The organism is Pandoraea pulmonicola (assembly GCF_000815105.2).
Classification (GTDB): Bacteria; Pseudomonadota; Gammaproteobacteria; order Burkholderiales; family Burkholderiaceae; genus Pandoraea; species Pandoraea pulmonicola.
Genome location: NZ_CP010310.2, coordinates 5001302 through 5024946 on the forward strand (window position 1 = coordinate 5001302; position 23645 = coordinate 5024946).

Annotated in this window: 23 protein-coding genes and 1 tRNA gene; 18 read left to right on the forward strand and 6 right to left on the reverse strand. The window is 64.2% G+C overall.

The annotated features are described in order from the left end of the window. Positions 1-6: 6 nt before the first annotated feature. Positions 7-1002 (forward strand): LysR family transcriptional regulator, encoded by a 996-nt coding sequence (locus RO07_RS21465; RefSeq protein ID WP_039405599.1) that lies wholly within the window; start codon positions 7-9, stop codon positions 1000-1002. Here the strand turns inward: RO07_RS21465 and RO07_RS21470 are convergent, their stop codons facing one another. Then, a complete protein-coding gene (locus RO07_RS21470) occupies positions 1003-1902 on the reverse strand; it encodes a LysR family transcriptional regulator (RefSeq protein ID WP_039405602.1) in 900 nt (299 codons plus the stop codon). Positions 1903-2110: 208 nt separating this feature from the next. On the opposite strand from RO07_RS21470, the gene RO07_RS21475 reads away from it, so the two are divergent. Then, positions 2111-3340, forward strand: coding sequence for an MFS transporter (locus RO07_RS21475; RefSeq protein WP_039405605.1), 1230 nt, complete (start codon positions 2111-2113; stop codon positions 3338-3340). 83 nt (positions 3341-3423) lie between these two features. Here RO07_RS21475 and RO07_RS21480 read toward each other — a convergent pair whose 3' ends face one another. After that, the gene (locus RO07_RS21480) at positions 3424-4281 is read right to left on the reverse strand and encodes an arylamine N-acetyltransferase family protein (RefSeq protein WP_039405608.1); all 858 of its coding nucleotides are present in this window, start codon (positions 4279-4281) and stop codon (positions 3424-3426) included. Between the two features lie 219 nt (positions 4282-4500). Here RO07_RS21480 and RO07_RS21485 point away from each other — a divergent pair, with 219 nt between their 5' ends. Then, complete coding sequence (locus tag RO07_RS21485; protein ID WP_039413211.1) at positions 4501-4956, forward strand: GFA family protein; 456 nt, start codon at positions 4501-4503, stop codon at positions 4954-4956. A gap of 66 nt (positions 4957-5022) precedes the next feature. Here RO07_RS21485 and RO07_RS21490 read toward each other — a convergent pair whose 3' ends face one another. Further along, positions 5023-5556: a glyoxalase superfamily protein gene (locus tag RO07_RS21490; protein WP_039413214.1), complete on the reverse strand. Its 534-nt coding sequence runs from the start codon at positions 5554-5556 to the stop codon at positions 5023-5025. A 348-nt stretch (positions 5557-5904) separates the two neighbouring features. Between RO07_RS21490 and zapE the strand changes: the two genes are divergently transcribed. The 3 genes from zapE to RO07_RS21505 all read left to right on the forward strand — a co-directional run bounded on the left by zapE (position 5905) and on the right by RO07_RS21505 (position 8723). Beyond that, the gene (gene zapE / locus RO07_RS21495) at positions 5905-6936 is read left to right on the forward strand and encodes a cell division protein ZapE (protein WP_039405611.1); all 1032 of its coding nucleotides are present in this window, start codon (positions 5905-5907) and stop codon (positions 6934-6936) included. Between the two features lie 182 nt (positions 6937-7118). Further along, positions 7119-7745: a LysE family translocator gene (locus RO07_RS21500; protein WP_039405614.1), complete on the forward strand. Its 627-nt coding sequence runs from the start codon at positions 7119-7121 to the stop codon at positions 7743-7745. 183 nt (positions 7746-7928) lie between these two features. Next, positions 7929-8723, forward strand: a complete 795-nt coding sequence (locus tag RO07_RS21505; RefSeq protein WP_039405618.1) for an HAD-IIB family hydrolase — start codon at positions 7929-7931, stop codon at positions 8721-8723. Positions 8724-9270: 547 nt separating this feature from the next. Here RO07_RS21505 and RO07_RS21510 read toward each other — a convergent pair. Further along, positions 9271-9690 (reverse strand): hypothetical protein, encoded by a 420-nt coding sequence (locus RO07_RS21510; RefSeq protein WP_039405621.1) that lies wholly within the window; start codon positions 9688-9690, stop codon positions 9271-9273. A gap of 796 nt (positions 9691-10486) precedes the next feature. Here RO07_RS21510 and RO07_RS21515 point away from each other — a divergent pair. From RO07_RS21515 to RO07_RS21525, 4 genes are all read left to right on the forward strand, one after another. After that, complete coding sequence (locus RO07_RS21515) at positions 10487-10834, forward strand: hypothetical protein (RefSeq protein WP_147284596.1); 348 nt, start codon at positions 10487-10489, stop codon at positions 10832-10834. A 44-nt stretch (positions 10835-10878) separates the two neighbouring features. Continuing rightward, the gene (locus tag RO07_RS26180) at positions 10879-11106 is read left to right on the forward strand and encodes a hypothetical protein (RefSeq protein WP_147284595.1); all 228 of its coding nucleotides are present in this window, start codon (positions 10879-10881) and stop codon (positions 11104-11106) included. Positions 11107-11209: 103 nt separating this feature from the next. Continuing rightward, positions 11210-11824, forward strand: a complete 615-nt coding sequence (locus RO07_RS21520) for a pyridoxamine 5'-phosphate oxidase family protein (protein WP_039405626.1) — start codon at positions 11210-11212, stop codon at positions 11822-11824. Positions 11825-11836: 12 nt separating this feature from the next. Beyond that, entirely contained in the window at positions 11837-12091 is a 255-nt protein-coding gene (locus RO07_RS21525) for a hypothetical protein (protein ID WP_039405628.1), read from the forward strand. Positions 12092-12630: 539 nt separating this feature from the next. On the opposite strand, the gene RO07_RS21530 is transcribed toward RO07_RS21525, so the two are convergent. After that, on the reverse strand, positions 12631-12996 hold the full coding sequence (locus RO07_RS21530; protein ID WP_167369442.1) for an SHOCT domain-containing protein: 366 nt from the start codon (positions 12994-12996) through the stop codon (positions 12631-12633). 468 nt (positions 12997-13464) lie between these two features. Here RO07_RS21530 and RO07_RS21535 point away from each other — a divergent pair. The 7 genes from RO07_RS21535 to RO07_RS21565 all read left to right on the forward strand — a co-directional run bounded on the left by RO07_RS21535 (position 13465) and on the right by RO07_RS21565 (position 21636). Next, positions 13465-13538, forward strand: a tRNA-Gly gene (locus RO07_RS21535). A gap of 195 nt (positions 13539-13733) precedes the next feature. Then, positions 13734-14315 (forward strand): TetR/AcrR family transcriptional regulator, encoded by a 582-nt coding sequence (locus tag RO07_RS21540; RefSeq protein ID WP_039405634.1) that lies wholly within the window; start codon positions 13734-13736, stop codon positions 14313-14315. Between the two features lie 101 nt (positions 14316-14416). After that, on the forward strand, positions 14417-15616 hold the full coding sequence (locus RO07_RS21545) for an MFS transporter (RefSeq protein WP_039405637.1): 1200 nt from the start codon (positions 14417-14419) through the stop codon (positions 15614-15616). 651 nt (positions 15617-16267) lie between these two features. After that, complete coding sequence (locus tag RO07_RS21550) at positions 16268-17050, forward strand: DUF3348 domain-containing protein (protein ID WP_052266782.1); 783 nt, start codon at positions 16268-16270, stop codon at positions 17048-17050. Further along, complete coding sequence (locus RO07_RS21555) at positions 17047-20073, forward strand: DUF802 domain-containing protein (protein WP_039405641.1); 3027 nt, start codon at positions 17047-17049, stop codon at positions 20071-20073. The genes RO07_RS21550 and RO07_RS21555 overlap by 4 nt, the downstream gene beginning before the upstream one ends. Beyond that, entirely contained in the window at positions 20070-20747 is a 678-nt protein-coding gene (locus RO07_RS21560) for an OmpA family protein (protein WP_039405644.1), read from the forward strand. The genes RO07_RS21555 and RO07_RS21560 overlap by 4 nt, the downstream gene beginning before the upstream one ends. Beyond that, complete coding sequence (locus tag RO07_RS21565; RefSeq protein WP_084072884.1) at positions 20740-21636, forward strand: DUF2894 domain-containing protein; 897 nt, start codon at positions 20740-20742, stop codon at positions 21634-21636. Before RO07_RS21560 ends, RO07_RS21565 begins: the two co-directional genes overlap by 8 nt. Positions 21637-21727: 91 nt before the next feature. Here the strand turns inward: RO07_RS21565 and RO07_RS21570 are convergent, their stop codons facing one another. After that, positions 21728-22915, reverse strand: coding sequence for an MFS transporter (locus RO07_RS21570; protein WP_039405647.1), 1188 nt, complete (start codon positions 22913-22915; stop codon positions 21728-21730). A 164-nt stretch (positions 22916-23079) separates the two neighbouring features. On the opposite strand from RO07_RS21570, the gene RO07_RS21575 reads away from it, so the two are divergent. Further along, entirely contained in the window at positions 23080-23547 is a 468-nt protein-coding gene (locus RO07_RS21575) for a winged helix-turn-helix transcriptional regulator (RefSeq protein WP_052266784.1), read from the forward strand. Positions 23548-23645: the final 98 nt, after the last annotated feature.

Here is a 23645-nt window from a genome sequence, read left to right on the forward strand (position 1 = left end):
CGGGCCATGACCCGCAAGGCGACGATACGGCAGGCGACGGCGACGGGCGCCGCCGGCACTTCGGCGAGTTCCGGCGCCGAACCTCGTCCGGACTGGGACGACCTTCGCTACTTTCTCGAGGTGGCGCGCACGCAGCGTGTGAGTGCGGCGTCGCAGCGGCTCGGCGTCGACCACACGACCGTCTCGCGTCGCGTACGGGCGCTGGAGCAATCGCTCGGCACGCTGCTCTTCGACAAGTCGCGCAACGCTGGCTACGCGCTCACGCCCGAGGGCCAGCAGTTGCTCGTGCATGCCGAACAGATGGAAACCACGCTGCAGTCCGCCTGCGAACAGGTCGCCGGACTGGGGCAGACGCTCTCGGGCCATGTGCGCATCGGTTCAACCGAAGCGTTCGGCACCTACTTCGTCACGCCGGTGCTCTCGCGCTTCCAGCGCGAGTACCCGGCCATCGACTTCGACGTGCTGCCGGTGCCGCGCTTCGTGAGTCTGTCCAAGCGCGAGGCCGATCTGGCCATCACCATCGAGCGCCCGCAGCGCGGCCCTTACGTGTGCAGCAAGCTGTGCGACTACCGTCTGCAGTTGTACGCCACGCCCGGCTATCTCGCGCAGTACGGTGACGTGAGGCGCTTTGGCGACCTTGCCGGACGGCGCTTCATCAGCTATGTGGACGAGCTCTCGTTCAGCAACGAGTTGCGCTATCTGGAAGATGTCGTGCCGGGCGGCAACGTGGTGTTGCGCAGCACGAGCGTGATCGCGCAATACCAGGCCGCGCTGCAAGGCGAGGCGCTCGCGATCCTGCCTTGCTTCATGGCCGCGCAGGACCCGCGCCTCGTGCCGCTGCTGGTCGACGAGGTGGTCGTCACGCGCAGCTTCTGGATCTACTGCCACGAAGAGCTGCGCACGCTCAAGCGCATCACGGTGCTCTGGGACTACCTGCGCGACGCCGCCCAGCGCAACGACGCGCTGCTGCAGGGCCGCGCCGGACAACTGCTGTGGGGCTGATCAGCGAATCTTGCGCTGCTCGTGATCGATCACGGCGGGAATCGCCGCGCGCATGGCTTCGATGAAGCGGCGCAGCCGCGCGGGGTAGTACTTCGCGTAAGGATAGATGATGTACATCGGCAAGGCCGTCGAGCGCCATTGCGGCACGAGCTGAATCAGGCGCCCCTGCGCAACGTCCTCGGCCATCACCCACGACGAGCAAACGCCGACGCCCAGGCCGCGCAATGCGGCACTGCGCAACGCATACAGATTGTCGGTACTCATGCGCGGGTCGAATGTCACGCGCTCGGTCTCGTGCGTCGTCTGGTGCGTGAGCGTGATCTCGTTGCGATAGAACGTGGTGAGCGAGAGCCATGGCAGCGACGCGAGCTCCGACGGATGTTCGGGCATCTCCCGCCCCGCCAGCAGCGCGGGCGACGCCGCCACGATGCGCGGCACGTCGGTGAGCGAGATCGCCACGTTCGAGCCGTCGCGCAGCTCGCCCACGTGGATCGCGCAATCGATACCTTCGGCGATGAAGTCCGGCTCGCGGTCCTGCAGGAACCAGTGGACCTTCATGCCGGCATACCGCTCGAGAAAATCCGCGAGCGGCCCGATCAGCATTTCCTGCCCGAAGGCATGCGGTGCGAGCACTCGCAGCGTGCCCTCGGGATCGTCGCCGGTGCCTCGCAGATCGGCCTCGAACGCTTCCCAGTTCGTCACCAGTTCCTTCGCGCGTGAAAAGCAGCGTTCGCCGTCCTCGGTGAGCTTCATGTGATGCGTGGAGCGTTGCAGCAAGCGCAACCCGAGCGAGCGTTCGAGCATCTGCAGGCGTCGGCTGACGGTGGGCTGCGTGGTGCCGAGCAGCGCCGCAGCCGCCGAGAGGCTGCCCGCCTCGACGATGCGCACGAAGGTCTGCATCAGTTCGACGCGATCGGCGCCCGAGCCCCGGGCAGGACCGGCATCACGGGAGTCCCCTTTCGGGGAGGTCTCCCCTGAAGGGGATGACGAGTGAGGGAGGGAACTTGTCATACGCAACACGTATAAAGGTTGTACGGATTATAGGTCTACCGCTGCACCGCACCAAGCGAGACACTACGCCCCGTACTTTCCTATTGGAGCCTCCCGCATGAGTTCCGCTCAGCTTTCCACCGCCGGTCAGGCCGCCACACGGCCGCAACCGGAGCTTTCCGCCCGCCTGATCCTGTTGCTGGCGACCGGCACGGGTCTGACCGTCGCATCGCTGTACTACGCGCAACCGATGCTCGGCATCATGACCGACGACATCCATGCCGCCAACACGACCGTCGGCTGGGTGCCGACGCTCACCCAGCTCGGCTACGCGCTGGGCATCCTGTTGCTGGTGCCGCTGGGCGACATCATCGACCGCCGCCGCATCGTGCTGATCAAGGGCGCGATCCTGACGCTCGCGCTGCTCGTTGCCGCCGTCTCTCCGGGGATCGGCACATTGCTCGTCGCGAGCCTGGCGATCGGACTGACCGCGACGATGGCGCAGGACATCGTGCCGGCAGCGGCGTCGATCGCACCCGAGTCGATTCGCGGACGTGTCGTCGGCACCGTGATGACCGGCCTGCTGCTGGGCATCCTGCTCTCGCGGGTGGTGTCGGGCTTCGTCGCGGAGAACTTCGGCTGGCGTGCGATGTATGTCGTCGCGGCAGTCAGCGTGGCCGCGTTCGGCGTGGTGGCATGGCGCAGCCTGCCTTCGTTCCATCCCACGACGCAGATGAGCTACGGCCAGTTGATCGGCTCGATCGCGAGCCTGTGGAAGCGCCATCCGGCCCTGCGTCGTGCGGCATTCGCGCAGGGGCTGCTGTCGGTGGGTTTCAGCGCGTTCTGGTCGACGCTGGCCGTGATGCTCCATGAAGCGCCGTTCCATCTTGGCGCGGCCGCTGCCGGGGCCTTCGGCCTGGCGGGTGCGGCCGGTGCGCTCGGCGCGCCGCTGGCCGGGCGTATCGCCGATCGCAAGGGTCCGCAGATCGTGACGCGTCTCGGCGCCGGCCTGGTCGCCGTCTCGTTCGCCGCGATGCTGCTTGCGCCGATGCTCGGCGCCCATGCGCAACTGTGGCTCATCGGGCTGGCCGCCATCGGCTTCGATCTGGGCGTGCAGGTGGCGCTGGTGTCGCACCAGACCATCGTCTACGGCATCGAGCCCGCCGCGCGCAGCCGTCTGAATGCCGTGCTCTTCGTCGGCGTGTTCATCGGCATGTCGATCGGGGCGTTGCTCGGCGCGCAGGCACTGGCGCACTGGGGCTGGACGGGCGTCGCGTCGCTTGCCACGCTGGCCGCACTGGGTGCGCTCACCGTACGGATGTGGCCGGGTACGACGTCGGCGCACTGATGCACTGATTCGCGCTTCGGCAACGCAACGAGAAGGCCGCTTCCCTCGGGAAGCGGCCATTTTTTTGCGACGTGTCGCGGCGCTCAGCGAGCGGACTTCGCCGCCCCCTCCTGCGCGCGCTCGAACAGTTCACCGGCGTCGATACCGTCGAGCCGGAGGCCGAAGCGCTCGCTCAGGATCTGCGCGAGTTGTGCTGCCGAGGCGATGTCGGTCTCGGCGACGACCTCGCCTTGCGACGAGCGCTCGGTCAGTCGGGTATCGAGCAGTGCGATGCGTCCCTGCGGCAGCACGCGGCATGCCATCAGGTGCTGCCGGAAAATCGACTCGGGCGCGCTCGACGTGTACCAATTGCCGAGCTTGTAGTCGATCCACTCGGCTGGCCGTGGCGTGAAGCGGTAGACGGGCAGCCATTTCTCCGACGACTTCACGCTCAGGCGGTACTCGCTCACGGGGGCGCCCTCACCGGTGCGCACGGCGTCGAGCAGGTACGTCTCGAGCACGGTCGACTGCGGCTGTGTCGAATGCAGTCGCAGCGGCGCGGTCAGCGTGACCGAGCCGAAGCCGACGTCGGCCAGCCATGCCTCGCCCTCGAGGTCGACGCGCAACAGCATGTGCGTCAGCGGCGCTTCCACGTCGAACGTCCGGCCCCAAACGACACGGCCGATGAGCGGTGTGACCTGGAAGCCGAGATGCGTGAGCGCGCTCGCGAACAGTGCGTTCTGCTCGAAGCAGTACCCGCCGCGCCCGCCGTCTACCAGCTTGGCCACCACGGACGGCAGATCGACGTCGACCGGGCGCTCCCGGATCGGGTCGAGATTCTCGAACGGGATGGCGAGCGGGTGAAGCGCGTGCACGGCGCGCAGGACGTCGAGCGTCGCCGCACGCGGGCCGGTGTAGCCGATGCGCTGAAAATAGCGCTCCGGATCGAAAGGATGGGACATGACAGGCAGCCTCTCACGGGGTGCGAACATACGCGGAGCCCATACGTTAGCGCATCGGCGCGGCACGCGGACAAAGCCCTGCGGTTCCTCGGGGGGATTGCCGCAGGTTGCCGCAGCAAGCCAGGGTCACCAGACCCTATGACTTCCGGCAGGGACACGCCCGCGCGCACTCGCCGTATCCTTACGCCATTGCGCAGCCTGCGCATTGAACATGCTTTCATGACAACCACGACAAATCCGAACCTCACGAACCTCACCGTCGCCTGCCAATGCGGCGGCGTCACCATGACCCTGTCCGGCGAGCCGGCCGCACGTGCGCTTTGCCACTGCAACGCCTACCGGGACTTCTATGGCAGTCCGATGCTGGCCGCCACGGCCTGGGAGAAATCGCAGGTGTCGTTGACGGGTATGACGCAGCGGTTCTCGCATCCGACGCGCCGGATGACGCGTGAGTTCTGTCCCCAATGTGGCGAGACGCTGCACGGCACGAACCGCCTCGACATGCGCGTCGTGCCGAATGCGCTGCTTGCGCGGGCACACGACGCCACATTGCCGGCTTCCCTGCGGCCGACCATGCATCTGTTCTATCGTCATCGCGTCCTCGACGTGCGCGACAATCTGCCGAAATACCTCGACGGCTGGGACGGCGCCCTGTACGAAGAAGGGACGGACTGACTCGAATGCCGCCGCCGGCGCGGCGGTCATCGTCAAGACTGGCGACGACCGCCCATGCGTTGGCGATCAGCCGTTGGATTCGCAGAAGCGGATGCGATTGTTGAACGGATCCGTCACCGTCATCTGCTTGCCCCAGTCGAGTTCTTCGATGCCGGGGTTCATGTTCGGGTAACGCTTGCCGCTCAGCTCGCGCTGATAGGCCTCCACGCCGCGCATGTACACGAACGTCGTGGCGCCCGGGCTGGCGTCGCCGAAATGGCCGGACAGATGCAGCGTCATGCCCGCGCGCGAAACCTGGCAATACAGCGGTAGACCGTCGGCGAAGCGATGCTCCCAGTCGAGCCGAAAACCGAGGAAGTCCACGTAGAATTCGCGCGCCTTGGCTTCGTCGAAGATGCGATGGATCGGCGCGACGGTGTCGAACGCGATGCCGTCGCTCGTCGCGGAGGCGAGTTTTGCGGCCAGCACGTTCCAGTCCGCGACGCCGAACTGTGCGGCAACGGATTCGAGGGCCTGTGCGTGGGAAATGTCGATGCCCTCGCGCGCGAGACGTTCGCGCAGGGACTTGGCCATGACTTTGGCGTCGAGGTAGGTTCGCATGTTTGCCATCCTTGGTGATGTTCGGCGGCGACGATTTCGATCAGTGCTCGCGTTGCTGATGCGCGTCGCCTGATGAACGGGACGGACATGCGACCTGCGATGCTTTCACCGTGCCCGGCAAGCGGGTGCGAGCGGCAGGCAGCATCGGCCTTGACGGCGATTCTAGCAGCAAACTGCGCCGGCACGGCGACGCCGCGGTCGCCTTGAAGCCATGACGGAAGGCGATGCCGAAATGCGATGACTGCGCGCCGAATTCCGCATTGGCCGCCGCCGCGGGGCGTCGGTATAGTGGCGCAGGTTGGTCAATGCCACACGCACCGACCGCCGTTCCGATGGAGTCCGTCTTTCATGATCGATGCCGAGCGCGTGACGCAGGCGCTGGCCGCGCGCCACATTCACCCCGATGCCCGTCAACGCGATGCGCTCGCCGCCCTCGCCCGCCTGGGCGCTGGCGACAGCCATTACGAAGGCGTCTATTGTCACGGTCTGCCCGGACGCGGCAAAAGCCTCGTCGTCGACACCGCCTTCGCCGTGGCGGTATGCGATAAGCGCCGCGTGCACTTCCACGAGTTTCTGCGCGATATCCATCGGCAGCTCGTGCGCGAGCCGAAATGCGACGACCGGCTGGCCGCCGTCGCCAATCGCTGGCTCGACGGCGTAGCGCTGCTTTGCTTCGACGAATTCCACGTCCATGACATCGCCGACGCCTTCCTCATCGGCCGCTTTCTCGACATCGCGCTCGCGCGCGGCGTGCGGCTGGTGCTCACATCGAATTACGCACCACAACAGTTGCTGCCCGACCCGGAATTTCACGAGCGCTTCGTGCCGACGATTTCGGTCATTCTGCGGCGCTTCGCCATCGTTCATTTCGACGGCGCCACCGACTACCGCGTCGGCGGCGAGCCCGCGCAATTGCCGCGCTGGATCGCTCCGCTCGAACTCGCCCGCGCGACGCTGCCCGAGCACTATTTCGCCATGGAAGGCATGCCGCCCGGAATACCCATGGAGGTCTCGCTCGCCGGCCGTTCGCTGCCGGCGCGCAGTGCAGGCGAACAGGTGTTGTGGGCGGATTTCGATGCGCTTTGCGTGGCTCACCGTTCGCATCTCGACTACCTGGCGCTCGTCGAACAATGGTCGGCGCTGATCGTCGACGACCTGCACGTCGAGCGGCTGCACCGCCCCGACACCCTGCAGCGCTTTCTATGGCTCGTGGATATCTGTTACGACCGTCAGCGCACCTTGCTGATCGCGTCGGACACGCCGCTGATTCCAGCCCTCGACGCGCTCAGCGACTGGCGCGATCTGTCGCGCACGATCAGCCGCCTCGCCGAGATGGGTTCGCGCGATTATGAGCGGCGCACGCTGGTTCGTCCGCGTTGAATGTCTCTGAATTTCCGGTGATTACGCGATCCCCGCGCTCACGCTCAAGGACGACGCGCCGCGGGCCGATCGGGATTCGCCGGACACCTTGTCCGACGATAGTCGGCCGGGGAGGGCCTGCATTGCTGACGTTCGCAGTATCTGTAACACTGGCGCTTCTGCCTTGTTCCCGGAATCTCGTCATGCAACTCTCCACACTCGCGATTTATGCCACGGCCGCGCTGATTGGCGGTCTGATCCCCGGCCCGACGACATTGCTCGCGCTGGCGAACGGCATTTCCGGCAACTGGCGCGTGGTGCTGGTCGGCATGTGCGGTGCGGCGCTGTCGGACATGCTCGTGGTGGCGGCCGTCGGGGCGGGGCTCGGGGCATTGCTGATGGCGTCGGCCACGATGTTCGCCACGGTGAAATGGGTCGGCGTGGCTTATCTCGTGTGGCTGGCGATCCAGTTGTGGCGCAGCCATCCGCAGGATTTGAGCCAGGTGCGCATCAAGTCCGATCTGAGTGCGCGACGCGTCTTCCTGCGCAGCTTCGGCGTGGCGTTGACCAATCCCAAGATTCTTCTGTTCTTCTCGGCGTTCCTGCCGCAATTCGTCGATACGTCGCTGCCGCTCGCGCCGCAATACGCCGTGCTGGCGGTGGTGTCGGCGGCGGTCGACATCGTGGTGATGACGCTGTACGCCACGGGCGGCGTGCAGGCCGCCCGCCTGATGACCGCGCGTGGTCTGCAGCGTCTGAACCGCGCATGTGCCGTGGTCATGTTCTCGCTCGCCGGCGGGCTGGCGATCTATCGCAAAAGCGGGAGCTGACGGCGGCTGTCGCGCGACGGCGATGTCGTCTGCGCGCGACGCCAATGGCATGTCTGAACGCCTCGGCACGAGGGTGAGCACCGCCAAATGACATTTCCGTATATGGAAATCTGACGGCGCGCCTGTCCCGGATTTCGTTGGGTGCATACTCGATGCCCCTTCGAGCGTATCGACTCACAGCTTATGCAAGTCCTCTCCCGAGCCCCCGCCGGCGAATTCAGCGACGTCCGCTTCGTGCTGACGGACATGGACGAGACGCTGACGCGTCACGGGCGTCTGGCCGCCAACGTCTACACGGCACTGGAACGCTTGCAGGTAGATGGGTTCCGGGTGATTCCCGTGACGGCCGCACCGTCGGGATGGTGCGACCAGATGGCGAGGATGTGGCCCGTCGACGGCGTGATCGCCGAGAACGGTGGCATCTTTCTCCAACGCCAGGCCGACGGGCACGGCGTCGTGCGTCGATACTGGGATGAGGCGGTTGCCCGTGAAGATGCGCGGAACGCATTGACGGAACTCGCGAACGACGTACTCGCGCGCGTTCCCGGATCGCGGCTGGCCGACGATCAGAGCTTCCGGCTTACGAGCGTGGCGTTCGAGCGTAGCGGGGTTGCCGGCAAAGACGTCGAAATCGTTGAAGCGTTTCGTGCCGCGGGTGCCGACGCCACGATCAACAACCTGTGGGTCCTCGGATGGTTCGGTGGATACGACAAGTTGAAGATGTCTGGTCGCACCCTGCTGAGGGCGTTCGGCGTCGACATCCATGTCGAGGGCCACAAGGTGCTCTATTCGGGCGATTCGCTCAACGACGCCCCGATGTTCGCCTTCTTCCGCAACACTGTTGGCGTCAGCACCGTACGCGACTATCTCGACGTGCTGCCCAAGGCCCCGGCATGGGTGACGAACGGCCCTGGCGGGGACGGGTTCGTGGAGATCGCGGACCGATTGCTGCGCGATGCGCGCAGGCGCCCTGCCTGACGACGACATCGGATTCGTTGGGCGACGACGCGCGAAAAGCGCCGGTCGGCAACGACGTGACGAACAAATTGCGCCGCCAGTGTGGGATGGCGCCGGCCAGTGGGATGCCGGGAAAAGCATGGAAATTCTGACTGAGCCGGAGCGCCGCCGTCGGCGCGCGGCGCAAAAAAATCGCCATTGTGCAGGCAACATTGGAGCCAGGAGCGGCGGTGTCGGCCGTTGCACGTCGGTGCAACGATGGTACGCCGCTGCGTGTGACGCATGCGCTAGACTGCTACAACCGCGAGGCGATTAGCTGGGCAGCGACGACCGGCGAGCATGGCGATGTGTGGCGCGCGACGTGATGCCAGCGCCTCGGCACCACTCAAGCGACGTTTGAACACTACAACGAGTTCCCCGTATAAAGCCCTGAATACTGCTCGCGCGAGTTCAAGCGATTCAGTGTCATCAACCTATGGGCTGCTGCCAGTTTCATGGACACCAAGTTACGGTGAACAATGGAACCGGCGGCAGCCCATTGATTCCAACTTGCTGTTGACAACGCCCCTTAAAACGACCACGGTCGCCAAAAGGAATTATCAGGCGTTTGGGGGGACGTGGCTTTTTCAGTCAAGCCGAGCCTCTTCCTGGCAGGCCCCCTCAGTTCGCCCTCCCAAGTGAGGTACGTGATCACATTATCGAGTCTGACTTTGTAATCCCGGGCGATTCCTAGGCGTCCACCTCGGTCCGTGATTGCATCCTTGCCGAGATCGTACCATTCCTTCAGCATGGAATCGGTGACAGGCCGGAGTCCGCCCGGGTTGAGCCGATCGTAGGCATGCTGCCTCAGCTCACCGTTCGCCTTGAGATAACGTGTCACGTTCGAGTATTTGACGTTGTATTTCCTGGCGACTCCTTCGAGTCCATCGTTTTCATCGATTCCATCCTTGTAGCGCTCGCTCCAGTCCTTCAGCATGTCGTCGGTCACCTCGGGCCTCCTACCACGTCGTCGAGAGGGGATGGGCGCTGCGCCCGGCATAAGATCCCATCCACAGCCAGAGTTCTCTTGTCCCACGCCCGTATCTGGCTTGACATTCCCCCAGCCAGCATTAAAACGGAGTGCCTCGGTCAACGGCGAATTTGACAAGCAATCAGAATAGGGCAGCGTATCGATAGCAGCTTGTCCTCCACCGATACCTACCCCGATACAATTTTTTGCCCAGACGCTCGCGGACTCGTTGTCGAATGCACGTCCTGTTGCCTCGAACGATGGAACGCCGACGGACAATGAGGGTCTTGGATACCCCGAGTCGGAACTAAGATAGGGCTGCTCGACCAACCTCGATTTTGTGGATAGATCAAGGGGCCCCGGCGACGTTTGCCGACCTACGCCAATACAATTTGCCGCCCAGATCTGCCCTGGATGATGAGGATAAGCGCCTTGATAAGGGTGGTAGAGGGGACTGACGGAAGACTGTGGAAGGATTTTCATGAATATTTGATGGCGAGTACCGGCGGTAAAGTTAATGGGTGGATTTATGGAATCTTCAACCCAAAGATCTCTCAATTTGCTTTCGCACTCTTGCAAAAATTGACCACTCGTCTATATAACCGCTTGTATCTGCCCAACTGCTGCGCGTAAACGTGGGCATGCGCCCCCCGCTGCCCATCGAATGGCTTCCTCGCCGGTACTCGAAATCTTGGGGTCCGGCAGACAATGCAACGACGGTAAGGAGATCCTGAATATGCAGATGACGCGCCAATAGATCAGGTAAATGGCCGCAATGGAAAAACTCGTAGCGCTTGAGCGGCGATTGACTGTAGACGAGCGGATGTTCCCGCTCGAGCACTATCGGGAGGGGGCTCATACCGACAATGCAGCGATCGGAGCGTCCTTCGTCCCCTATGGGCTGGCCCGTGATCTAGTCACGTTGTTGATCCGTGTGCCGGGATTGGCGCGCTGGTATTTGCCCGCGAGTCCGAGGATCGTCATCCGATCTGTGTGGAGCGAAATGCGGAGTACGCACGCGTTGGGCGCGGGCAAGCTGGATGGCGCATCAGAACATCATCTCTTTCAGGAGTGGGAGATTCGCCCGTCATCAGCGCAATGGCTGTTTTGTTCCGCCGTTTAACCAACGCGTGCTAGCATGAGACAAAAGAGGTGGGAGTTTGTCACATGCCAACACAGATGTATAAGCAATACGGGAAGCGAACGTATACGATTCGAGTCGCGCCCAACGGGGTTTCAGGCTGGAGAGCCGTGGCTTCGGTCGGTCATATGGAAGGTGGAGTGTTCTTCACCGACTTTTCCAAGATCACCGGCCTATCGGGATATTCGGCAGACGACGCCTGGGTTCGAGCCGAAGCGCAAGTCCTGACATTCATCGACAAGATCGACAGTTGATCCTTCGTCCGCCGTCCGTGCCTGGGCACTTATCGGTGGACTGCAGGCCGTTCCGGAATCGCGATCGAGCTTCCGGCGGATTCGACATTTGCGAGAGCGTTGTATGGGTCATGAAATTGACAGCGTGGAACAACTCGAAGCGATTTATGGCGAACCGAGCGAACGCGCGCTGTGGAAGGAACTGAACTATCTCAACGAGGACTATCAGGCCTTCGTTAAAGCTTGCCCTTTCGTGGTGCTGGCATCTGTTGGCGACCAGGGGACCGATTGCTCACCGAAAGGCGATCCCGCCGGCTTCGTTCAGATCCTGGACGAAAGGACGTTGGCGATTCCGGATCGTCCCGGCAATAACCGGATCGATAATCTTCGCAACCTCATCGCCGATCCGCGTGTTTCACTTCTTTTCTTGATTCCGGGCATTGGCGAAACGCTGCGAGTCAACGGACGCGCTCGCATCTCCGTCGATCCGGATTTGCTCTCTCGCTTTGAAATCAGCGACAAACTGCCGAGAACTGTCATCGTGGTGTCGATCGACAGCGTGTATTTCCATTGCGCCAAGGCGATCGTCCGCTCCCGGTTATGGGATCAGGCGACGCAGATCCCCCGCGAGACACTGCCTAGTACCGGCGCAATGCATCGGCGTTTGAGCGGTGGGCATTTCGATGGGGATACCTACGACCGGGATTTGCCGAAACATACGGCGGACGGGTTGTACTAAAGGAACATCAGCATGACGCATGCGAACCACGTTCAGCAGATCAGGGATATGTGCGACACCAAAGGTCTTCCGTTGGTTTTGGAAGGGCAACTGGTGGGAGATGTCTTTCGGGTCAGCGCGAAGATCAAGTTTCCGGGGGACGATTGGTTTGTCGCTTCAGGGGAAGGTGGGTTGAAACCCGATTTGGCGTCTGCGGTCGAGTTCGTGTATCGCGAAGTGAAAGCGAAAGTGCATCACGAAATTCTTCAGCGGACGTTGCGGGGGTAACGGCTTAACGCGAGCCACCAAGTAGCCGCAGCATAGCGAAGCTATGCCAAATGCCTCGACTCAGTACCGCCAAGGCGCAGACGAAAATAAGAAAAGCCCGCACATGGCGGGCCAAAGACTGACGGTCACTCGGGAGGCCACCAGCTTCCACGAACCTATGTCGAAATGTCGCTGGTTGCGTCCAACGCCGTTGGTAATAGTCGTTCCGAATGGCAATCTGCCTTTGCTGATCCGCTGCCTGGACTTGGCTCATTGCGTCTGCGTGCCCCTTCGCATACGCCTCCTGTTGAAGCTTTGCGAGTGCTTGCGTGAACGCCGCCTGCGGTGGATCTTGGTGCACGCCATGCGGTTGTTGACTCACGAACCGTCCCCAAAATTGTGCATATGTGAGCTACATGGCACCGACCACAGCGGCAGCACTTATGTGAATCGAAACGTCACGCGCAACGCAATGCAGACTACCTAGGAACACACTTGGCGATGGTCGGACGGTGGTGACGAGATCTACACACCAACCCTGTTCCTAAGTAGTTTATTGGTTAGATACTTGCGAGGATTTCATCGCGCCGCTTCTGGAAATCCTCGGGGCTGATGAGTCCCTTCTCATGCAGATCCTTCAATTTCCGAATACGGTCCTCGACTGCGACGGGAGAACCTGCCGCCGTCGGTGCCTGGCCGGTGTGAACTGCTCCAGCACATGCTGCATTGATGTCATTCATCAATGCCACCTCATCAAACAGAGTGTTTCCCTTCTTATCCCGCGTGAGGTTTGAATAATGCCGACCAAGAGCAAGCGTCTTTTGCTTGATATCAGCGTTTGTTGGGTTTCTCTTTAGTTCATCGAGCGACGAGATATACCGTTGGTGCGCTGCCTCTCGCTCTCTTTGCTTTTTCTTCTCGCTCATGATTGCAAGAACAATTATCGCGACCACTGCAATAAGAAATATCCAACCCATCGCTTTTCCCCGTTTATCTGGTTACATCGAGATATTTAGTTTTTTCTGCTTATGCGTTGCCTAAGCCTACACACGACCGGAATTAACGCCGACCTCGGCCATGCAGTGTATGACATCCGCGGTGTTCACCTCAAGACTCCCCGCCTATCTCAGTCGTGGCGTTTTTGCCGCTGAGCAAGATTTTCGTCTCGCATTCGGCCAATAGCGCTTACCGCATCAAGCTTAAAAACCGCCCCAAACGGACCAAAAGGAGCCAGAAAAGGCATCCCCGCGATGGGAATCGAATCTGAGATTCCAAAATGCTGCCAACACACACCGATTCCAGCAATCCGATCCGAAGTGGATACGCTTTTCACGCCACCTACCAGATCTCACGATTGCCAAACTCCCCAATCCCCGCGTAGAATAGCCCTCTTCGCGGGCGTCGTATAATGGTAATACCCTAGCTTCCCAAGCTAGAGCCGTGGGTTCGATTCCCATCGCCCGCTCCAGAGATTCTTCGAAGAAGCCGTCCTCGTGACGGCTTTTTCGTTTTCCGCCGTCGCGGAGCGCCTCCAAAAAATCAATCCCACAACCCACATCCGGTTATTTGAACATCCGTTCAAAAATAACCTATAGTCCCACCATCGCAGCGTTGCCCCGTGGGCGCAGCCCATTTTGCTGCCCTTCTCCCTTTGAGGCCCATCATGAGCGGTAGACCCAGAGAATTCGACGACGCGGCCGTCATCGACGCCGCCATGGACGTCTTCTGGACGCACGGCTATGAAGGCACCTCCGCGCAAGCGCTCGTCGAATGCACCGGCCTCGGACGCGGCAGCCTCTACAACGCATTCGGTAGCAAGCTCAACCTCTATCACGAAGCCCTCGAGCGCTATCAAACGCTCGGACTTCAAACTCAACTCGACATCCTCAACGCCCCCGGCCCCATCAAGGACCGGCTGCGCGCGCTCATGCAATGGGGCATCGACGAGGACCTCGATCCCGAGAAGCAGCGCGGCTGCATGACGCTCTTCGCCGTCCTCGAGCGCGGCGCAAAAGACCCCAAGGTCCGGCAGATCAGCCTCGCCTACCTCACCCGCATCGAACAAGTCATCGTGCACCTGATCGCCGTCGGCCAGCATAGCGGCGAACTGTCCACCGAACGCTCGCCGCTTCTCGTCGCGCGCACGTTCCTGTCCAGCTACTACGGCCTGCGCGCACTCGGCCGCACCGTCAGCGATCGCGCCTTCCTCGAAGACATCGTCGAAGGCGCCCTCGCCCAGCTCTAAGCACCCTCACGCCCAAAGCCCCCAACACACGCACAGAATCCCCGACCCCGTCCCTCCACGGGCTCTCCCCCAACTCCGAATTTGGAATGAACGTTAAAAATATGACTTCGAAATCCGCCATGCCAGCCGTCGTCTACTTACTCGGACTCACGGTCTTCGCCATGACAACGGCCGAATTCATGGTCGCCGGGATGATGCCCACGCTCGCCCATGCGATGGATGTCGGCATCGGCGCCATCGGCAATCTCATTTCGCTTTACGCACTCGGCATGGCCATCGGCGGACCAGTGCTCACCGCCGTGCTGCTCGCCCTGCGCACGCCGCACAAGCGCGCCCTCGTCTGCCTCCTGACGATCAACGTCGCAGGCGGCGTGCTCGCCGCCGTCGCCACGCGCTATGAAGCGATGGCGCTCGCACGCATCGTCATGGGTGTCGCCAGCTCCGCCACATTCGGCGTCGCGCTCACGCTGTGCGCCGACCTCGTCGCCCCGTCCGTGCGCGGACGCGCCGCCGCCTTCGTGCTCGGCGGCCTGATGTTCTCGCCCGTCGTCGGCGTGCCGCTCACGGCCTACATCGAGCAACACTTCGGCTGGCGCGCCAGCTTCTGGCTGGTCGCCATCCTCGCCGCACTGTGCACCATCGCCGTCGCCCTCTGGGCCCCCGTCACCCAAAAGCAGAGGCGCGAGGACATCAGCCTCGCCGCCGAAATCCGCTCGCTGCGCAATCGCCCGCTGTGGGCCGCGTTCGCGACCAGCGGCCTCATCATCGGCGCCACCTTCGCCGCGTTCAGCTACTTCTCGCCCATCTTCCTGAACGTCGCCGGTGTCTCCGCCGCCGCAATCCCGAACCTGCTCGCGATGTACGGCATCGCCAACATCATTGGCAACGCCATCACCGGACGCTTCGCCGATCGCCACACGCTCACCGTTCTCGTCGCGGGCCTGAGCGTGCTGGCCCTCGCACTGGTCAGCTTTGCACTGTGGGCCGAACTGCGGCCGGTCGGCGTTGCCGCCTTCGCCGCCATCGGCCTCACCGGCGTCTCGCTCAACCCCGCCATGGTCGCTCGCGTAATGCGCGCCGCCACGCCGGGGCCACTCGTCAACACGATGCACACGTCGGTGATCACGGCCGGCCTTGCCTTCGGCACGTGGGCCGGCGGCGCCGCAATCGATGCCGGTTATGGCCTGCGCGCGCCCCTCTGGATCGGCGCCGCCATGGCCGCACTCGGTCTCGCCAGCCTGCTGCCCTACCTGCGCAACGGACTGGCCCAGTCGCCCGACACGGCTTGCTCCGTGTCCTGAGTTGCCGCTAGCTCACTGCTTAGAAGAAGTTCGCGATGCCGGCGAGGAGCTCAGCCACCGGCTTCGCGCGCAGCGCCCACGTACCTACCGTCACCAGTCCATCGCAGATCGGTCCAATTGCGGCCATGTCACACCTCTCGTTTTCGTTCGGTTCGATGTTGCTTGTTTGTCCCTAAGCGAGTGGCTTAGAGAAAGTTCGCAAGGCCTGCCAGAAATTCGGCCACCGGCTTCGCGCGCAGCGCCCACGTACCTATCGTCACCAGTCCATCGCAGATCGGTCCAATTGCAGCCATGTCACACCTCTCGTTTTCGTTCGGTTCGATGTTGCTTGTTTGTCGCTAAGCGAGTGGCTTAGAGAAAGTTCGCAAGGCCTGCCAGAAACTCGGCCACTGGCTTCGCCCGCAGTGCCCACGTACCTACCATCACCAGTCCATCGCAGATCGGTCCAATTGCAGCCATTTCACACCTCCGGTTTTTGCTTCGTCGTTTCGCGTTTGTCGCGAGTTGGGTCAAAGATAAACCTCGGGATAAGGGCTGGAAACTGAGATAAATCACAGTCGGCACCCGGGCGCCGGATGGCGCCGGAGGCGGCCACCTGGGGCAAGAGGCGCGCGCAGTGTAAACTGCAGGGTTTTCGACCCCCCCAGTGGAATGGTGCAAGTGCCCCGGCGTCCCGTTATCAGCGCCCCGACACTCATACGCTCGCTGGCCCGTCTGAGCACGTTCGCGCCCCCAGAGGCCGCGCCGTCGCTCTCGGACCGCCTGAGTCAGTGGCTGGGCTGGACCGACGCCATCGCCCTGTCGTCGGCCCTCAAGGCCAACCCGCCGGCTGCAACGCCCGGCGTGCGTTCGGCCGCGCAGGATCCGGCCAGCGAACTCGCCCGCGTGCGCGCGGAGCTCGCCACCGCCATCGCTCGCGATTGCGGGCTGGCGGCCGCGCCAGGCGGGCAGATTCGTGCGCTCAGCGCCGCCGAGCGCCAACGCGCCGCGTCCTTCGCGGAGTTTCCGGCCTATCGCCAGCGCTACGCGACCTCGCAGCAGACGATGGACACGGCCATCAGCGCCCTGCGCACACGCCTGCGCGCCCAGCTCGCCACCCAGTCGCCGCAGGCTGCGCGACTGGCCAGCGTGGACGCCGTCATGGAACGCGTGATGGGCGCCCGCGAGCGGACCCTGCTCGCCAGTGTGCCGAACCTGCTCGAGAGCCATTTCGTGCGCCTGCGCGACACGGAACAGGCCGCGATGGCCGCCCCGCGCGTGCCCGGCGCACCGCCGCTCGCGCCGGCCGGCACCTGGCTCGACACCTTCCACCGGGATATGCAGAGCATCCTGCTCGCGGAACTGGATATACGCCTCGAACCCGTCGAAGGGCTGATCGCCGCCCTCGCATCGGCGCCGACTGGCGAAAACGTTAGTGAACCCGGACAACAATGACCCGTTACCTCGTTGATCTCGTCGCCTTTGTCGCAGGCCTGGCCGTCGTCGGCTGGATCGCCATCGGCTATGCCGGTACCAACACCCTCGCGCTGGCTATCTCCCTGCTGATCGCAGCGGTCTACCTCATCGGCGCCCTCGAACTCAAACGCTTCCATGAATCGACGAACACGCTCGCCCGCGCCGTCGCCGGCCTGAACGCCGCCCCCGCGTCGCTGCCCACCTGGCTCGACACGCTCCCCGCCGGCCTGCGCAACGCCGTGCGTCTGCGCGTGGAAGGCGAACGCGTCGGCCTGCCCGGCCCCGCCCTCACGCCCTACCTCGTCGGCATGCTCGTGCTGCTCGGCATGCTCGGCACGTTCCTCGGCATGGCCGCGACGCTGCGCGGCACCGGCCTCGCCCTCGAAGGCGCAACCAACCTCGAAGCGATCCGCGCTTCGCTGGCCTCGCCGGTCAAGGGCCTCGGCTTCGCTTTCGGCACGTCCGTCGCCGGGGTGGCGACCTCGGCCATGCTCGGCCTGCTCGCCGCGCTCGCTCGCAAGGAACGCGTGCAAGCCGTCCAGGCGCTCGACGCCCGCATCGCGACCACGCTGCGTCCCTTCTCGCAACAACATCAGCGCGAAACCACGCTGCAACTGCTCGCGCAGCAAGCCACCGTCATGCCCGCGCTCGTCGACCGTCTGCAGGAAATGATGGCGGCCATGGAGCGCCAGAGTCAGACGCTCGGCGAACGACTCGTCGCAAGTCAGGACGCCCTTCACGCGAAGACCGACGCCTCCTACGCGCAGCTGACCAGCGCAATGCAGCAGTATCTGAAGGACAGCGTCGCCACGACCGCCAGCGCGGCCGGCGCCGCCATCCGCCCGGAAGTCGAAGCGACGATGGCGAGCCTGGCGCGCGAGGCGGCGTCGTGGCATCAAACGGTGTCCACCGCGATGCAAGATCGCATGGACGGCCTGTCCGATCGTTTCGAAGCCACGACCGCGCGTGTCGCAAACGTCTGGAAAGATTCGCTCGACGCTCAATTGCGTGCCAACGAATCGCTCGCAACCGATCTGCGCACGGCGCTCGGTGAATTCACGCAGACCTTCGATACGCGCTCGGCGCGACTGCTCGACGACGTCGCCACACGCCTCGAAGCCGCGACGGGCCACGTCAGCCAGGCCCACGCGAGCGTGGCGCAAACGTGGGAGTCTTCGCTCGCCGCGCAACAGCGCTCGCACGACACCCTCGCCGAGAACCTTGGCAGCGCGCTGAATCGATTCACGCAGACGTTCGATTCGCGCTCGACCAAGCTCGTCGACGATGTCGCCGCCCGACTCGAGACCGCGACGAATCACGTCAGCACCGCACATGCGGGCGTCGCACAAACCTGGGAAGCGTCGCTCGCCGCGCAGCAGACCACCAACGACACGCTCGCCAGGGATCTCGCCGCATCGCTCGCGCAATTCGCACAGACGTTCGAGACGCGCTCCGCAGGCTTGCTCGCCGATGTCACGTCGCGCCTCGACAACGCCACCGGCAGCATCGCCACCGCACAGACCACCGTCGCGCAGGCCTGGGAGCAAGCCCTCGCCCAACAACAACGCTCGCATGAGGCGCTCACGCAAGACCTCGGCACGGCGCTCGATCGCTTCGCGCAGACCTTCGAAGCCCGCGCCAACGCACTGCTCGGCGACGTGGCGACCCAGCTCGAAGCAGCCAGCGGCAACGTGAGCGGCGCGCACGAACGCGTCGCGCAGGCGTGGGACCAGTCGATCGCCCAGCAGAAGCAGGCGAACGAGACGCTCAACGCCGATCTCGCCGCCGCGCTGACCCGTTTCGCCGACACCTTCGAGCAGCGCGCCTCGCAACTGATCGACAGCGTGAGCCTGCGTACCGAAGGCGCGATGCAGAGCGTATCGGAGACTGCCAGCGTGGTGTCCGGCGAGTGGAAGCAAGCCCTCACCGCGCAGCAGACAGCAAACGAGACGCTCGCAAACGATCTCGGCACGGCCCTCGAACGCTTCGCGCAAACGTTCGAATCGCGCGCGACGCAGTTGCTCCAAAGCGTCTCCGCCCACATCGACTCGACCTCCGAGAACGTGGCGCAGACCTGGCGCGACGCCATCGCCGAACACACGCGCACGAGCGAGCGTCTGGCCGACGGCAACCAGCAGCTCATCGCCGCGACGACCAGCGCCTTCAACGACCACAGCGCGTCGTTGATGCAGGCGCTGAGCGCCGCGAACGCCGCCCATCACGACGCTACCGCCGAGCGCGAGACGCAACGCCTGTCCGCGTGGACGCAGACGCTCGAAGGCACGCTGGCCACGCTGCGCGCGCAATGGCAGCAGATCGGTGAGCAGACGGCCACCCAGCAGCAAACGATCTGCGACACGCTCGCGCGCACGGCGTTGGAGATGTCCGAGCAGACGCGCGCCAATGCGAACGACACCATCGCCGAGATTTCGCGTCTGGTGCAAACCGCCTCGGAAGCCCCGAAGGCTGCCGCCGAGATCATCGGCGAACTGCGCCAGAAACTCTCCGACAGCATGGTGCGCGATAACGCCATGCTCGAAGAGCGCTCGCGCCTGCTCGACACGCTCGGCACGCTGCTCGACACCGTCAAGCATGCCGGCAACGAACAGCGCGCCGCCGTCGACGAGCTCGTCACCACGTCCGCGCAATTGCTCGAACGCGCGGGCGCGAATCTCGGCGACGCGGTCGCCGCACAGACCGACAAGCTCGCCGCCGCTTCGGCACAGGTCGCGGGCAGCGCCATCGAGATCGCCAGCCTCGGCGACGCCTTCGGCGCGGCAGTGCAGAGCTTCGGCGAATCGAACTCGCAACTGCTGGAACACCTGCAGCGCATCGAAGCCGCGCTCGACAAATCGATGGCGCGCAGCGACGAACAGCTCGGCTACTACGTCGCCCAGGCGCGCGAGGTCGTGGAACTGAGCGTGATGTCGCAAAAGCAGATCCTCGAGAATCTGCAGGAACTGGCGCAGACGCGGGCACAACCGGGTAGCGTGGCAGCATGAGGGACGAACTGGACGCGGGCATCGGAGAGAGTGTCGAGAGCGGCGACATTGGCGCCGCGTCGCCCACGTGGGCCGTCTTCGGCGATCTGATGTCGGTGATGCTCGGCGCGTTCGTGCTGATCATGCTCGGCGTGATCGGCGTGCAGATCGAACTGTCCACGAAGCTCGAACGCGAGGTCAAGGAGCGCCGTGCCGAGACGCAGCGCCGCGAGACGCTTGAAAAAGCGCTCGCCGGCCCGCTTGCGGGCGGCCGCGTCACACTCGTGAACGGCCGCATCGGCATCAGCGGCAACGTGCTCTTCGCGCTGAACTCCGATCAGTTGCAGCCCCAGGGGCGCGAGGTGCTGCGCAGTCTCGCGACGCCGCTCGCCGCCTACCTGCGCGCGAGCGACGAGATCCTGATGGTGAGCGGCTTCACCGACGACCAGCAGGTGCGCGAGACGAACCGCCGCTTCGCCGACAACTGGGAACTCTCGGCCCAACGTGCGCTTACCGTCACACGCGAGCTCATCGCCGCCGGTGTGCCACCGTCGTCGATCTTCTCGGCGGCATTCGGCGCCGAACAGCCCGTGACGTCGAACGCCGACGAAGCCGGTCGCGCCAAGAACCGTCGCGTGGAAATCGCCCCCATGCCGCGCAGCAGCGCCAGCAATGCAGGCAAGCCGCATGCGTGACGCCAACGTCGATTCACTCGTGGCCGAAGCATCGGTGGCATCCGGCGCGCCGGCGCCGGCAGCCCCGGCCGACACCCTGTCGGCACGGATCGCGCAGTGGCGCTCGCAGGGCGCCGACAAGCGAGACCCGGTGCGCTTTCATCGCATCGAAGCCCTCGCCGCACGAAGCCGTGCCTATGATGGCGACATACGGCGCGTGCTCGACGAACGGCTCAAGACGCTCGTCGACGAGTTTGCGCAACGGCTGACGTCCATCGAATCGACACCCGAAACCTCGCAGGACGCGCCAACCGACCAGCGCGCGGCGTCGCTGCTCGCCGCACTCGCCGCGGATATCTCGCATCGCGCTGGCGATCGTGCAGCGCCCGCGCCGGCATCTCGTGCGCCTCGTGCGCCTCGTGCACCTCGCGCCGTGGCGCTCGCGAGCAACACCGGACGAGCCGGCGATACGATCTCGCCGGCAACCGCCCCGGCCTCCACGTCCACCTTGGCCCCCTCGGCCGCACCGCCGGCCAGGCGTGCCGCCACGCCGCTCACGCCCGTGGCGGTGCCCATCACGCCAACGGTCATCTCGACGGACGACGCCTTCGAGGATCTCGACGTGCTCGAGTACTTCCGCGAGACGTGGTCGAAGCTGAGTACCGACGGCAACCTCCGGCAGTCGCTCGCGCAAGTGCCGGAGAACGCCGGTCCGCTGAACTCCAGCCATCTCGTGCATCGTGCACTGTCGCTCATGCACGACGTCTCGCCCGACTACCTGCGGCACTTCCTGCGCCATGCCGACGCGCTCTCCTGGCTCGAAGACATGGAGACGACAGGCGTACTCGGCAACAAGAGTCCGGCACGCGCCACGACGCCCGCAAAACCGAGCCGCGCGAAGACGCGTTGACGAGCGCTCGTCGGGGGCACCGGGCTGCTCGTCAGGCATTCCACCGGTGTCGTGACGATCGCAACGCGGGAAGTCTCGTGACAAATCCCCGTCAAGCACCGCGGCGCGCCTTGGCGCTGTGCGGCATCCATCGCAACGTCAGCGCCCAGCAAGCCAACGCCGCCAGACTCACGAGCGCGCCCAGCACGCACACGCCCGTCCACCCGAATGCCGCGAAGGTGGCCGTCGCGGCAACCGCGCCCAGCCCGCTGCCGGTCGCGTAGAACAGCATGTACGCACCGACGAGTCGGCTCGGCGCATCGGTGCGCGCCGCGAAGATCAGGCTTTGATTCGTCACGTGAATGGCCTGGCCGGCGAGATCGAGCAGCAACACCCCGAGCACCAACCAGCCCAGCGACGCATGCAGCCCGGCCAGCGGCAGCCATGAGAGCGTGAGCAGAATCAACGCCGCGCCTGTCGTGCGCTGCGCCCAACCGCGGTCCGCCCAATACCCGGCACGCGCCGCCGCCAGCGCCCCCGCGGCGCCGACCAGTCCGAATGCGCCGATCGTCGTGTGCGAGAAGTGGAACGGCGCAGCGGACAGCGGCAGCACCAGCGCACTCCAGAAAATGCTGAACGCCATGAACATCAGCAGGGCAATGGCGCCACGAATCTGCAAGGTGCGCTCCTCGCGCAACAGCTCGAACATGGAGCGCAGCAACACGACATATCGCTGACGCGACGAAGAGGTCCCTTGACGCGGCAACGTGCGCCACAGCACGGCGCCGAGAACGAGCATCGCCAGCGCCGAGGCCAGATACACGCCACGCCATCCCGCGATGTCCGCGACGCCGCCCGCCATCACGCGCGCCAACAGCAGGCCGACCACCACACCACCCTGCGTCGCGCCGACGACGCGTCCGCGCTCGTGCTCGCCCGCCGTACTCGACGCATAGGCGATGAGGCCCTGCGTCATGGCCGTGCCCAACATGCCGACCAGCGTCATACCGAGCAGCAGCGCCAGCGCCGAGGTCGCCACCGACACCCACAGCAGGCTGATCGTCAGCAAGCCCAGTTGAACGAGCATGAGACGCCGCCGCTCCCACTGGTCGCCGAGCGGCACGAGGAACAGCAGCGCCAGCGCGCAGCCGATCTGTGTCGCCGTGACGACACCGCCCGCGGCGCCATGCGAGATCGAAAAATCGTCCGCAAGCAGGTCGAGCAACGGCTGCGCGTAGTAGACGTTGGCGACGCTCAGTCCCGCCGCGCACGCGAAGATCGCCACAAGCATGCGCGGCATCCTGCCCGGTACTGCCGTTGACGGCGGCACGCCCGCTGCCTGGGTCGATTGACATGATGGCATGAGTTCTCCCAAAGTGGTTTCAAATCAATACTGGTTGGATCATAACCAAACCAGTTTTAAAATGAAACCTAATTTGCGATACCCGAACGAGGTCGATATCCATGTCCACATCGAAAACTGCCGCGACGCAGACACCGCATCCGTCGCTCGACACCTGCCCCGTGGCGCGCACGGTCGACGTGATAGGGGATCGCTGGAGCCTGCTCATCGTGCGCGATGCCTTCGACGGTGTACGTCGCTTCGGCGACTTCCTGCGCAGCCTGGGAGTCGCGCGCAGCATGTTGACGACACGGCTGCGGGCACTCGTCGACGCCGGCATCCTCTCGGTGCAGCCCGCGTCGGACGGCACGTCGTACCAGGAATACGTGCTCACGCCGCAGGGGCGCGAACTCTTCACGCTCGTCGTGGCGCTGCGGCAGTGGGGGGAAAAGCATCGTTTCGGCCGGCGCGAGCGGCATTCGACGCTCGTCGACACGCGCACCGGCGAGCCGCTGGCGGACCTGCGGCCGAGCACCGTCGACGGACGACCGATTGCGCCCGAGGACACGCAAGTCGTCCGCCCGGCCTGAGCGGCGCCCTTAGCTTGCCACTCGAGGGGGTTCCGGGCGATAATCGAGCCCGCTCCCGTCGCCAAGGCGCGGGAAATTCCTTTGAAAAATCATCGTGT

What these genes read in the sequence shown, in the direction of transcription:
- RO07_RS21530 (WP_167369442.1), bottom strand. Translation starts at nt 12,996, where the DNA reads ATGAGCGAGAAGAAAAAGCAAAGAGAGCGAGAGGCAGCGCACCAACGG.
- RO07_RS21520 (WP_039405626.1), top strand. Translation starts at nt 11,210, where the DNA reads ATGGGTCATGAAATTGACAGCGTGGAACAACTCGAAGCGATTTATGGC.
- RO07_RS21485 (WP_039413211.1), top strand. Translation starts at nt 4,501, where the DNA reads ATGACAACCACGACAAATCCGAACCTCACGAACCTCACCGTCGCCTGC.
- RO07_RS21480 (WP_039405608.1), bottom strand. Translation starts at nt 4,281, where the DNA reads ATGTCCCATCCTTTCGATCCGGAGCGCTATTTTCAGCGCATCGGCTAC.
- RO07_RS21565 (WP_084072884.1), top strand. Translation starts at nt 20,740, where the DNA reads ATGCGTGACGCCAACGTCGATTCACTCGTGGCCGAAGCATCGGTGGCA.
- RO07_RS21550 (WP_052266782.1), top strand. Translation starts at nt 16,268, where the DNA reads ATGGTGCAAGTGCCCCGGCGTCCCGTTATCAGCGCCCCGACACTCATA.
- RO07_RS21505 (WP_039405618.1), top strand. Translation starts at nt 7,929, where the DNA reads ATGCAAGTCCTCTCCCGAGCCCCCGCCGGCGAATTCAGCGACGTCCGC.
- zapE (WP_039405611.1), top strand. Translation starts at nt 5,905, where the DNA reads ATGATCGATGCCGAGCGCGTGACGCAGGCGCTGGCCGCGCGCCACATT.
- RO07_RS21540 (WP_039405634.1), top strand. Translation starts at nt 13,734, where the DNA reads ATGAGCGGTAGACCCAGAGAATTCGACGACGCGGCCGTCATCGACGCC.
- RO07_RS21490 (WP_039413214.1), bottom strand. Translation starts at nt 5,556, where the DNA reads ATGCGAACCTACCTCGACGCCAAAGTCATGGCCAAGTCCCTGCGCGAA.
- RO07_RS21555 (WP_039405641.1), top strand. Translation starts at nt 17,047, where the DNA reads ATGACCCGTTACCTCGTTGATCTCGTCGCCTTTGTCGCAGGCCTGGCC.
- RO07_RS21515 (WP_147284596.1), top strand. Translation starts at nt 10,487, where the DNA reads ATGGAAAAACTCGTAGCGCTTGAGCGGCGATTGACTGTAGACGAGCGG.
- RO07_RS21575 (WP_052266784.1), top strand. Translation starts at nt 23,080, where the DNA reads ATGTCCACATCGAAAACTGCCGCGACGCAGACACCGCATCCGTCGCTC.
- RO07_RS26180 (WP_147284595.1), top strand. Translation starts at nt 10,879, where the DNA reads ATGCCAACACAGATGTATAAGCAATACGGGAAGCGAACGTATACGATT.
- RO07_RS21525 (WP_039405628.1), top strand. Translation starts at nt 11,837, where the DNA reads ATGACGCATGCGAACCACGTTCAGCAGATCAGGGATATGTGCGACACC.
- RO07_RS21465 (WP_039405599.1), top strand. Translation starts at nt 7, where the DNA reads ATGACCCGCAAGGCGACGATACGGCAGGCGACGGCGACGGGCGCCGCC.
- RO07_RS21500 (WP_039405614.1), top strand. Translation starts at nt 7,119, where the DNA reads ATGCAACTCTCCACACTCGCGATTTATGCCACGGCCGCGCTGATTGGC.
- RO07_RS21570 (WP_039405647.1), bottom strand. Translation starts at nt 22,915, where the DNA reads ATGCCGCGCATGCTTGTGGCGATCTTCGCGTGCGCGGCGGGACTGAGC.
- RO07_RS21560 (WP_039405644.1), top strand. Translation starts at nt 20,070, where the DNA reads ATGAGGGACGAACTGGACGCGGGCATCGGAGAGAGTGTCGAGAGCGGC.
- RO07_RS21470 (WP_039405602.1), bottom strand. Translation starts at nt 1,902, where the DNA reads ATGCAGACCTTCGTGCGCATCGTCGAGGCGGGCAGCCTCTCGGCGGCT.
- RO07_RS21475 (WP_039405605.1), top strand. Translation starts at nt 2,111, where the DNA reads ATGAGTTCCGCTCAGCTTTCCACCGCCGGTCAGGCCGCCACACGGCCG.
- RO07_RS21545 (WP_039405637.1), top strand. Translation starts at nt 14,417, where the DNA reads ATGACTTCGAAATCCGCCATGCCAGCCGTCGTCTACTTACTCGGACTC.